Raw genomic sequence first — 11,927 nt, 5'->3', positions numbered from 1 at the left:
TATTAGAATTAAAAACTAGCCTGTAAACCGCCCAATACCTGTAATGTAGACGGATAATAATTGATCCTTCCATTTGAACCCGGATAGAGGCCGTTTACAGAAGTACTTTCCGGATCTCCGCCTGTATATTTGGTAAAAGTGTACAGGTTTCTGCCCGTTAGAAAAAACCTTACAGATTTTAGATATTTAATTTTAACGTTATGGGTGTATCCAATACCAACATTATCTATTTTCACAAAATTTCCGTTTTCAAGAAAATAATCAGAAGCATAAGCAGATGTACTGTTTTGAGTTAATTTGGAGTATTTACCTCCATCATACGCTGATTTTAACACATTGGTACCTGCTGCAGCCGCCGGAGTGCCGATATAAAATGCAATTGTATTGAAAATACTATAACCAAAAGCCCCTCTTAAATAAACTGAGACATCAAAATTTTTATATCTGAATGTATTGCCTAAACTTAAGGTAAACTTGGGCAAGCCATTGCCCACAAATTGTTTATCAGCGGTTGTTGATGCCGTTGCAGGAATAATCTCGCCTGCCCGATTATAAACCAAAAGCCTTCCGAAAGAATCATAACCTGCAGATTTAAGCATATAGAAATTCCCTATGCGTTTCCCTTCCTGAAGCCTTTGAATGGTGCCGGGACTTCCAGGAGAAGGAAGGCCCACTGCATCTATATAAGGCTGGCCTTTAAAGATATCATTTGAAAAAGAGATAAACTTATTTTGAAGGGTTGCCGCTGCCAGGGATATTTCATAATTAAAACTATTGGTTTTAACAGCGGTTCCGGTTAACTGAAATTCGATACCTGAATTGTTCATTGAACCAACATTTGCATATATAGTAGGTTGAACATTTGGTGGAATCGGAACATCGTAAGATCCTAACAAATCCTGATTTTTGCGGATATAGTAATTTATACTTCCGGATAACCTGTTGCTAAATAGTGAAAAATCTAAGCCAATGTTATAATTTAAAGCTTTCTCCCACCTTAAATCATTATTCATATTTTGACTTGGCCCATATACCTGATAGAGAATTCCATTGAAAAGGTAGCGGCCTGCACCGGTATAGGTATCTAAAGATCGATAATTATCAAAATCCTGATTACCGGTTACACCATAATCAGCCCTTATTTTTAAATTATTAATCCAATTAAGCGATTTTATAAAGGGTCTCTGGCTCAAATCCCAGGCTGCAGATACCGCCGGAAAATTCCCCCACTTATGGCCGGCTCCGAATTTTGATGAACCTTCACGGCGTAAACTGGCTGAAACAAATACCTCATCATTAAAACTGTAATTTAACCTGCCAAAGAATGCAATAAGTCTTGAATCGTTTTGACTGCTGCCTACAGCATTTTGTGCATTTATATTAACATTATAAAGTCCGCTTCCAAGGTTATTATAGGTATAAACATCAGTTGGGAAATTTGAGTTTGAACCTGATAAATCCTGGTAATTGAAATAGGCATAAGAATAACCACCTAATAATTTCAGAGAATGGTGTTTGTAATCAAGTGAATAATTACTTGTCCATTCAAAATTCTTGGTATCGTTAACATTATATCTTCTATTTGCTGCACCCATTATGGTAGGTCCGGCCTGAATTGAAGTTGTATGGGTAGCTGGCCGGAAATAAAAATCAAAAAAACTTCTATTCGATTGGTTTACCATAACCTGTGTATTCCAGTTTTTAAGAATGTTTAATTTGAATGAACCATTCCAATCTAAATACTTTCCATCAGTACCTTGTTGCACGATGCGAGCCTGTTCAACCGGATTGTAAGGATTAGTTAAACCTTCAGTTACTCTGAAATACAGATTAGGGTTGGTTGGATCGAATACTGGTTGTGTTGGATTAAGACTTAATGCCTGGGCAAAACCATTATCACTGCCTGTTGGACTATCTGAATTGTTTGATTTAAGATAACGAGGTGAAACATTCAGCGCAATGGTGTAAAGATTGTTTTCTGGTGTATGTGTAATATTTATTCTTGCTCCGTATTCAATTCTTGATGAGCGGAAATCTACACCTTCACCATTTCTATAATCTCCTGATATATAATAGTTAGTTCGTGCACCACCGCCTGAAGCAGAAACAGTATGCCTTTGCGAATAAGCATATTTGCGGGTAATTTCTTCCATCCAGTTGGTTCTTGCACCTTTATCAATCCCTTTCTTATTAGCAAGAAATTCATCTGCCGATAACGCCTCAAGCCGGTTAGTAGGAAAATCTAAAGAAAAATAATTATTATAATTCATTTGTGCCTCTGAAGTCCCTTTTTTGGTTGTAATGAGAATCACTCCATTGCTTCCGCGTGTGCCATATATGGCTGATGCTGCCCCGCCCTTTAACACATCTATGGATGCGATATCATTCTGGTTAATATTATCAACATTGCCACCTGGTATTCCATCAACTACATAAAGCGGCCCTAAGCCTGCATTACGGGAAGATACACCACGAAGCTGAATACTTGGAGAAGAATTAGGATCACCTGTTGCCGTGTTAACAATACTTAAGCCGGCAACTTTTCCCTGTAACGACATTAAAGCATTGTTTCCCCCAACAGTAAGCAGATCTTTTGAGCCTATATGCGTAATGGTACTACTAATTTCTTTTTCGCGAAGCGTGCCATATCCAATAACAACTACCTCATTTAGCGATCTAACATCATCTGAAAGAGTAATGTTAACTGATGAATTATTGCCAACCTTAACTTCCTGGTTGTTAAAACCAACATAACTGAATACTAATACAGCTGCTCTACTGCTTACCTCTATTTTATATCTACCATTAGCATCAGTAATTACACGATTAGAGGTTTCTTTCTCTGTAACCACAACTCCGGGTATCGGCAAACCTTTTGCATCCGTTACCGTTCCCGTGACCGGTACTGTTGCACGAACTTCTGTTGATTGCCCTTTTGCAGATGAAGACATAGAATAACCAACATTACCTGCAATTAACAGGGCGGCCATAATCCATTTAAATTTAGGCATGGCTTCAAACCTTATTGGTTTGTGATTTAGTAAATTTACTTTCATATATTATTTGGTTAATTTTTAATAAGCACTTTGATTTGATACTATATCCGATTTGAATAGTGTTTAGTAAGTATAGCTCTACTTATTACAATTGGAGGATGTAGCTCCATAATTTATTTGGTTTAGTTACTCCGGATTCAGCCTATTTTAACAGGCTATTATTCGCTAATAATGAGTAGCTAAATAATGGTTTTTAATCCACACTGACTTATCTGTCCATTTCAATTTGTTATCAAAATGTATCAATTTGCATTATTATTTAATCATTCAATGGCAAAATATTTTCTTTTACATTGATAATAATTAACTATCTTAAATTGTACATTTAACAGAGTCTTTATATTAAAATCCGCAAGAAACACATTGAAAACAGCCGTAATATTTATCCTGTTTATTTTAATCTCCGGCATCTCCTTTGCACAGAGCGACTCATATTATTTTAAAAGTTATCAAATTAATGACGGGCTTTCCAGTAACACCGTTACTTCAATAATTCAGGATAAAAAAGGATTTATGTGGTTTGGTACCCGTAATGGCCTTAACCGTTTTGATGGAACTACCTTTAAAATATTTAAAACAAGCCTAAATGGCTCGGGCACTATTGGCAGTAATGCAGCATTAAGCTTGTATGAAGATAGCGATGAACAATTGTACGTGGGTACTTCAAAGGGAATTTATATTTATGACCCAATAAAAGAAAACTTTAAATTCTTTGTGAGAGGCCCAAAAACGGCAGTGCAAAAAATTATCGGTGACAGCCAAAATAATATATGGATTTTATCACAAGGTAAGCTTTACAAATACATTAAACATACAAGTAAGTTAATAACATTTGAATTTTCTGATAAATATTTTTCCACTGTTCATCTTGCTTCAGACGGAAAAATATGGGCCGTTTCAGGAACCAATAATATCAGGCAGTTTAATCCGAATAATAACAGCTATAAAACCTATACAATTCCTGAAAAAAATCAAAAAATTAAGGATTTGCAAATTAATAGCATCCAAACACTGGGCGATTCTGCCCTTATTATTGCTGAACAAACGAAGCTTGTAATCTTTAATTATAAAACCGGTCAATTAAGAGATGCTCTTTATCAGGATAAATCAATTAAGGATATACATGCTTTTTTTGTTTTCCATTATAAAGATGATGAGTATTGGGTTGGCACTGAAAAAGGCTTATGTATTTACAATATAAACACAGGCAAAATTATTACCATTCAAAAGCAATATGGCAACCCTTATTCTATTGCCGATAATTTAATATCGACTATTTACAGAGACAGGGAAAACGGCATTTGGTTAGGTTCTTATTTTGGTGGCATTAATTATTACTCTAAATATTACAACGGCTTTCAAAAATATTTTCCACAACCGGGAATAAACAGTATAAGCGGGAATATTGTTCATGAAATTGTTAAAGATAAATATGACCAGTTATGGGTTGGTACAGAAGATGCCGGCCTTAATAAAATAGATCTCAAATCAAATCATATCACAAAATATACACCCGATAAAATAAACAACATTTCTTATAATAATATTCATGGTTTATGTGCCGATGATGATAAATTATGGATAGGAACTTACGAACACGGGCTGGATGTGATGGATATAAAAACCGGTCGCGTTATAAAACACTATAACTCAGGTAGTGGTGCCGATTCCTTTAAAAGCAATTTTATCGTTTCCATTTATAAGAATCTTCAAGGTGAAATTTTAATAGGTACGTGGACAGGCTTGTTTAAATATAACAGAGTAAAAGACAATTTTGAGGCAATACCATTTTTTAAGATGCAGATTCAAACACTCTATCAAACTAAAGATGGCACATTATGGGCTGGAAGTTATGGTTCGGGGATAAGATATAATAATGTATTTACCGGAAAAAGCGGGAGCACAAATCAAAAAGACGGCCTTGTTAATAATTATGTAAACCATATATTTGAAGACAGCCGTCATCATTTATGGTTTGGTACTGAAAGTGGCCTGTCAGATTACGACATTGCAAAAAAACAATTTAAAAATTACACTTCAGAAAACGGCCTTCCCAGCGATCAGATTTTCAGAATTACCGAAGATAAAAATCAGGTATTATGGATTTCAACCGGCAAGGGATTGGCAACTTACAATCTAAAAACCAAAAAATTTGGAGCCTTCCATATCGCTAATGGATTACCAACAGAACAATTTAATTATAACTCATCTTACCAGGATACCGATGGCAGCATATATTTTGGAACAGTTAAAGGATTAATTCGCTTTAATCCAGCCAATTTGCTTAAAAACACTTACGTTCCTCCGGTTTACATAACAGGTTTGCAAGTAAATAACAGGGATGAAACGATCAGTAATCATTCGGCGTTAAAAAAATCAGCTATTTATTCCAGTTCGATTACCTTGCCGCATGATAGCGCTAACTTAAATTTCAATGTGGTGGCTTTGAGTTATGCCAGTCCGCAAATGAATCAATATCAGTACAAAATGGAAGGGTTAGATAAAAACTGGATTAGGTTAAGAAATAGCCAAAATATTTATTATACCAATTTACCACCGGGAGCATATACATTGAAAGTAAAAGGCTCTAACAATGATGGCGTTTGGAATGATAAGGAAACTAAAATAGATATTAAAATATTACCTCCGTGGTGGCTCTCCAAATGGGCATACTTGTTCTATTCCATTATTATTGGGGGCATCATTATAACAATATTAAAATACTATCATCAGGCAAACTCAGAAAAGAATAAACGTAAAATTGAAACCATACAAATTAATACTGAACGCGAATTATATAATGCAAAGATTGAATTTTTCACTAATGTTGCGCATGAAATCCGTACCCCTCTCACGCTCATCAAAATGCCGCTTGACAAGCTGAGTAATAACGTTTTATCGGCATCGCAAATCAAGGAAAGCATTAACATGATAAAGAAAAATACAAATCGATTAATTGATCTGACAAATCAGCTTCTTGATTTCCGTAAAACTGAAGCCAATAGTTTTAGTTTGAGTTTTACAGAAACGCATATTCAGGAAATTCTAAAAGATGTATATACCGATTTTAAACCGACTGCAGAACATAAAAACTTATCGTATCAACTTGATTTACCGCACCACCCTTTATTTGCATACGTTGACAAAGAAGCGTTAAAAAAGATATTAAACAATTTGGTTAATAATGCAATCAAATACGCAGTTAATAATGTAACCATACGTTTGCTTCCATTTAATAGTGAAGATTCACATTTTAATATCGAATTTAGAAACGATGGGCAACCTATTGAAAGCAAATATCACAGCAAAATTTTTGAACCATTTTTTAGAATAAAAGATACAGATAAGGAAATTGGCACCGGAATTGGTCTGCCTTTAGCCCGTTCATTAGCAATTCTCCATAAAGGAGATATCAAAGTTAAGGTATCAGAAAAAGGAATAAATATCTTTTTGCTTTCCCTCCCACTACATCAGGAAACCGAAATTAGTTTCCATGCAAAGCAAGAATCCGGAGTATTAAAAGAACCTGAACCAGATGAGGTTAATTTAGATTCCACAAAACCTGTTATTCTTGTAGTAGAAGACAATACCGATATATTAAATTATATAGGGAGGGAGTTAAAACCTAAATACAACATAATAAAAGCCTGCAATGGTCAGGAAGCACTTCATATGCTTGATAATGATAACATACAGCTGATCGTAAGCGATGTAATGATGCCTGTAATGGATGGAATAGAGTTATGTAAACGGGTAAAAGGCGATTTACAGCTCAGTCACATCCCGATCATTTTACTTACTGCAAAAAATTCAATTGGTGCCAAAACCGAAGGACTTGAGGTTGGTGCTGATGCATATATTGAAAAACCTTTTTCATTTGAACATTTGCTTGCTCAAATCCATAGCCTTTTAAATAACAGAAAATTAATTAAAGAATATTTTCGAAAGTCGCCTTTAACACATTTTAACGGAATTAATATTTCTAAATCGAACAAAGATTTTTTAGAATGCCTTAATAATCACATTTACGAACATATAACAGATGTTGACCTTGATGTAGATAAGCTCTCGGCAATGATGAACATGAGCAGGCCGACTTTATATCGTAAAATAAAGGGGCTTTCTGATCTATCCCCTAATGAATTAATAAACTTAACCAGATTAAAGAAAGCAGCAGAATTAATATCAAACGGACAATATAAAATAAATGAAGTTGCTTTTATGATTGGCTATAGTTCACATGCCAATTTTTCCAGAGATTTTCAGCGGCAGTTCGGATTAAGCCCGTCGGCTTATTTAAATAAACTAAAAACAAGCCGAATTAAGAGTTAAAGCAATTAATTGCACAATTGATGTTCTTATTAAACCAATAACAAACTTTAATCTTTAAAAAGTTTTCCACAATTTTAGCATGTAATTAACTTTTTCGCAAGAAAAATAGGTTTAAACTGTTTAAAAATTTCTCGATCAGCATATTTAAACGAATAAAAATCGATTGATTTACAATGAATTAACAAAATTTCGAAATTACTATTTTTGTACAAAAAGATTAATATAGCCCAAAGTGGCTAATAAAGAGTAGTTTACAAGAACCGAAAGTGCTATCGGTAACGATTTAGTAATGGTGCTTACTGCACTCGCTTTCATCTGATTACCTTGTAAATCATTACCGCAAATTTAATAAAAAAAAGGGTTAAGTCGTAGCGTACTTAACCCTTTTTTCTGCTTTTTCCAATATACATCATAAGGCGTTATAAAATAAATCTTCCCCAATATGGGGGCAACCTGTGATATTGGTTCCGATATTATTTCCAAGTTTTGACAAATAAACAAAAATGTAAATCCGAAACGTATGGTGTTAATCTCTAAAAATCTAAGCTATGGAAATCGTGTTGAACAAAATATTATCGGAAATTCAGCGTCAGGAAGATATGCTATCTTCTCAAATGATGCAAACTGCGGATGAGGCTTACCAAATGACCTTATTCTTAAAGGAAATGCTGTTTACTATAAAGATGAAAGTCTTGCAGACCGGATTTAAGGACGAACGGCAGGAAATCAATTTTTTCAAGAATATCAAACCGCAGATTTTAGGAAAACTTATTTATTACAATAAGGTATTCCGCATTGAAACTACCTGCCCCGTAAGTGCAGGGAGAATACACCAAAGTTATTTTGAAAACCAACTGAAAATTCTGAAATCCGAATACAAGGAAAGCATATCCAATGAGGATTTTTACAGGTACTATCGTGCAGGCAGAACTGACCGTGACCACAGTTATTTCAGGCTCGGAAAAATCAATTACCACGATGGTCTAAAAAGTAGTGTATTTGAAATTGACCTTAGCTTTTCTACTTATTACGATAACAAAGTTGCCCATATTATAGCCAATGAATTACTTTATACTTTCTTGCTTACCAAAATAAACCCTGAAAAAAATCCCGATACCATTTCAATAAACGGTGATGGAAACAAAGACATTTCGTGGACGAACTCGCAAAATGCACTGATAGAATTGATTTACGCCCTGTATGTTTCCAAATCTATTGCATACGGGAAAATAGGCATCAGGAAATTAGCATTGATTTTCCAAATCCTCTTCCGAACGCCCTTGAACGATATACATCATTCTTTCCACCGAATGAAAACAAGGGCAGGCTCCCGAACGGTGTTTTTAGACCAGCTCAAAATTTCCCTCGAAGAGTATATGGATAAAGACCTTTAGCAACATCAGCACGGGTGTTTGAAAGCAGTACACAAAATGTACTGCTTTTTCTTTGCCCATATATGCCAATTGGCATATATGGGCAAAAGGCTACTACAAAATAACCGAAACACGCTAAAACCCTTATTAAACAAGGGTTTTTCTCATTGCAAAAAATTTGAAAAAAAGTGCCAAACCAATGGGTACGCATTGGCAGACAAACACTGCCACACTTCTGAATTTTGTACTGTGAATATTAAACAATAGTGCAATGAACATTATAACAGTTGACGAAGAAGTGTGGAAGCACCTCAACGAACGGTTGAAAGCCATTAGCGAATATATCCTCAAACTGGAAGATACAAGCTACGATAGCTTATGGCTCAACAACCACGAAGTCTGCCAGTATCTCCACATCAGCGAAAAAACGTTGTGGCGTATGCGCACCAACGGGCAGATAGCTTTTTCAAAAATGTACGGGCAGTATTACTATACGATTGGTGCTATCAAGGAAATGCTCAACGCTAACGCCGTGCAGACGACCGATGAATATGTGGAGCAGCTTATGGCGAAAGGCAAAAGCTATATCGAGAAAGGCAGAAAGCTGAAATCAGGTAATCATTAAAAGCGTACCCGTATGAATATCGACAAAATGGAATTTGTGGCGTGGATGGAACGCATAATGGACAGGCTGGACATTCTTGGCAACCACATAGACGATTTACAAAAGAAGCGCAACAGCATAGACGGCGAAGAGTTACTGGATAATCAGGATTTATTGCAAATGCTGAAAATCAGTAACCGTTCCCTGCAACGGTATCGCTCCATAGGTAAGCTCCCTTATTATACCATTAGCGGAAAACTGTATTACAAGCTATCCGATGTGCATCAGTTCATCAGGGAAAGTTTTAACCCTCCGTTACCTAAACTGGATGCCAATAAGTGACAAACGCTGCCTTTGAGTGCCACATAAAGCAAATCAGTGAAGGCTTCCTTTACATTCGATCGTGAAATTTTGAAATTTTCAGATTATGAGCGAAGAAACAACTAATAAACAGGAAATGCCCGAACAGCTTTCGGACATCTTACTCGTACTGGATAAAGAGAAAATGAAAATCCAGGCAGTAAAGAGTATAGACGAAAACGGGAAAATGGAAACCGTTGACCCCACGAAGAAAAATCAAAACCAGTTTATGCGTGTGGATAAAAGCGGTGATTTCTTTTCCAACTTCTTTTCCAATTTTTTCAGCCAGTTAAAGAACCCTACAAACTTTACTTTCTTCAAAGTGCCTGCCTCGGTTGCTGCTGAAAAAGCAGAGGAATTACAAAAGCACGTAGATAAGCCCACTCCACAGGGCGAAAAAGTGCTGAAAGAACACGAAGTGAAAGCAGAACCCCAACCCGATAAAAAACAAGAAAATCAAAATAATATGGCAACAGCACAAACAACAACGGAAACAAGCGAATATCGCTACAAGCCGGAGCAGATTGATTGGGACACAATGAAAAACCTCGGATTGAGCAAAGAGTATCTTGAAAAAAGGAACCTGCTCGACCCTTTGTTACGAGGTTATAAAACCAATGAGCTTTTACCGATAGGTGTCAACCTCGGGGGCTCTATCCTCCGCACGGATGCCCGCCTGTCTTTACAGCAAGCGGAAGACGGCAATGTTATCGTGGCAATACACGGTATCAAAAGAGAACCTAACCTCCACTTTGAATTTTTCGGTCACAAGTTTACGGACGAAGACAAGAAAAACCTGCTCGAAACGGGTAATATGGGGCGTGTCGTCAATTTGGTAAACTCCAAAACAGGCGACCTGATGCCGTCCATTATAAGTATTGACAGGCTGACCAATGACGTGGTTGCACTGCGCACGGAGTTTATAAAAATTCCCGATGAAATTAAGGGCGTAAAGCTGAATGACGAACAAAAACAAACGCTGATGGAGGGCAAACCGCTCTATTTAGAGGGTATGATTTCCTCGAAAGGAACGGAGTTTTCGGCAACTGTACAATTCAATGCGGACAAACGGTATGTTGAGTTCCTGTTTGACAGAAGCAACAACAATCAGCAGGCGCAAACGAACCAACAGAATACCCAACAAAGCAATCAGCAAAGCCAACCGCAAGAAGCTCCAAGAACTTTCAGGGGCAAAGAACTGGATGATGAGCAGTACAACAAGTTCAAAGCCGGACAAACCATATACGTTGAACTGAAAGACAAAAAAGACCAACCGTATAAGGGTTATATCACGTTCGACAAAGATACCGGAAAGACCAATTTTGAGTTTCCCGGTCAGTACAAAGCACGGGTAGAACCTGCCGAAACTCATAAAACACAAACTGCCGTCAATTCGGAGGGTAAAACCAACGAAGCGACCAAGAACGTCCAAGAGCCTTTGAAGTCCGGGCAGCAAAGACCGAAAAACGAGAAGCAGCAGGAGCAACAGGATAACAAGCCTGAAAAATCCAAAGGCAGAAAAATGTAATACAGTATGAAAACAATCATTGCAGAAAAACCAAGCGTAGCAAGGGAAATAGCCGGACTTGTGGGAGCATCCGATAAAAAGGATGGCTACCTGACAGGTAACGGCTATTTTGTTACGTGGGCATTCGGTCATTTAATAGGACTGGGAATGCCCGAAGATTACGGCATTTCGGGATTTGACAAAGCATCCCTGCCGATATTGCCCAACCCCTTTTTATTGACCGTTCGCAAGGTCAAAAAAGACAAAGGGTACACCGCCGATACTGGCGCATTAAAGCAATTGAAAGTCATTGAGCAGCTTTTTAAGCAAAGCAACAGCATCATCGTTGCTACCGATGCAGGTCGTGAGGGCGAACTCATTTTCAGGTACATTTATGAATACCTGAAATGCAACAAACCTTTTGAACGCCTTTGGATAAGTTCGCTTACCGAAAAGGCAATAAAGCAAGGCTTCGACAACCTGAAAGACGGGGCAGCATTTGACGGGCTGTATCAAGCAGCGCAAGGCAGAAGCCGTGCCGACTGGCTTGTAGGTATCAATGCTACACTGGAGTTGCTATCTTTGAGTAGAGACATTTATGGAGCAGATTTGAAATGTAATTTTAAATTTGGCATATATGAAACACAGAGTATTTGACGATGAGTTCAAAAAGATGGCAGTAGAGCTGTCCAGGG

General features: G+C 37.0%; 7 protein-coding genes. 6 read left to right on the top strand and 1 reads right to left on the bottom strand.

Annotated features, from left to right (window positions below):
- Positions 1-8: 8 nt before the first annotated feature.
- Positions 9-3,056, bottom strand: a complete 3,048-nt coding sequence (locus tag DU508_RS14245; RefSeq protein ID WP_199562719.1) for a SusC/RagA family TonB-linked outer membrane protein — start codon at positions 3,054-3,056, stop codon at positions 9-11.
- Positions 3,057-3,419: 363 nt separating this feature from the next.
- On the opposite strand from DU508_RS14245, the gene DU508_RS14240 reads away from it, so the two are divergent.
- The 6 genes from DU508_RS14240 to DU508_RS14215 all read left to right on the top strand — a co-directional run bounded on the left by DU508_RS14240 (position 3,420) and on the right by DU508_RS14215 (position 11,889).
- Complete coding sequence (locus DU508_RS14240) at positions 3,420-7,388, top strand: hybrid sensor histidine kinase/response regulator transcription factor (RefSeq protein WP_115403487.1); 3,969 nt, start codon at positions 3,420-3,422, stop codon at positions 7,386-7,388.
- A gap of 548 nt (positions 7,389-7,936) precedes the next feature.
- Entirely contained in the window at positions 7,937-8,782 is an 846-nt protein-coding gene (locus DU508_RS14235; RefSeq protein WP_034735056.1) for an RteC domain-containing protein, read from the top strand.
- Between the two features lie 250 nt (positions 8,783-9,032).
- Entirely contained in the window at positions 9,033-9,386 is a 354-nt protein-coding gene (locus tag DU508_RS14230) for a helix-turn-helix domain-containing protein (protein ID WP_013632656.1), read from the top strand.
- Between the two features lie 12 nt (positions 9,387-9,398).
- Complete coding sequence (locus DU508_RS14225) at positions 9,399-9,707, top strand: helix-turn-helix domain-containing protein (RefSeq protein ID WP_002978404.1); 309 nt, start codon at positions 9,399-9,401, stop codon at positions 9,705-9,707.
- An 85-nt stretch (positions 9,708-9,792) separates the two neighbouring features.
- The gene (locus tag DU508_RS14220; protein ID WP_115403486.1) at positions 9,793-11,253 is read left to right on the top strand and encodes a DUF3945 domain-containing protein; all 1,461 of its coding nucleotides are present in this window, start codon (positions 9,793-9,795) and stop codon (positions 11,251-11,253) included.
- Positions 11,254-11,259: 6 nt separating this feature from the next.
- Entirely contained in the window at positions 11,260-11,889 is a 630-nt protein-coding gene (locus DU508_RS14215) for a toprim domain-containing protein (protein WP_449415923.1), read from the top strand.
- Positions 11,890-11,927 lie beyond the last annotated feature (38 nt).

Origin of the sequence: Pedobacter chinensis (genome assembly GCF_003339865.1) — a bacterium.
Classification (GTDB): domain Bacteria; phylum Bacteroidota; class Bacteroidia; order Sphingobacteriales; family Sphingobacteriaceae; genus Pedobacter; species Pedobacter chinensis.
Note: the sequence above shows the minus strand (reverse complement) of the source record. Positions and strands in the feature narration are given on the sequence as shown.

Coding starts and splice junctions, on each gene's coding strand:
- DU508_RS14215 (WP_449415923.1), top strand. CDS start 11,260: ATGAAAACAATCATTGCAGAAAAACCAAGCGTAGCAAGGGAAATAGCC.
- DU508_RS14235 (WP_034735056.1), top strand. CDS start 7,937: ATGGAAATCGTGTTGAACAAAATATTATCGGAAATTCAGCGTCAGGAA.
- DU508_RS14220 (WP_115403486.1), top strand. CDS start 9,793: ATGAGCGAAGAAACAACTAATAAACAGGAAATGCCCGAACAGCTTTCG.
- DU508_RS14230 (WP_013632656.1), top strand. CDS start 9,033: ATGAACATTATAACAGTTGACGAAGAAGTGTGGAAGCACCTCAACGAA.
- DU508_RS14245 (WP_199562719.1), bottom strand. CDS start 3,056: ATGAAAGTAAATTTACTAAATCACAAACCAATAAGGTTTGAAGCCATG.
- DU508_RS14225 (WP_002978404.1), top strand. CDS start 9,399: ATGAATATCGACAAAATGGAATTTGTGGCGTGGATGGAACGCATAATG.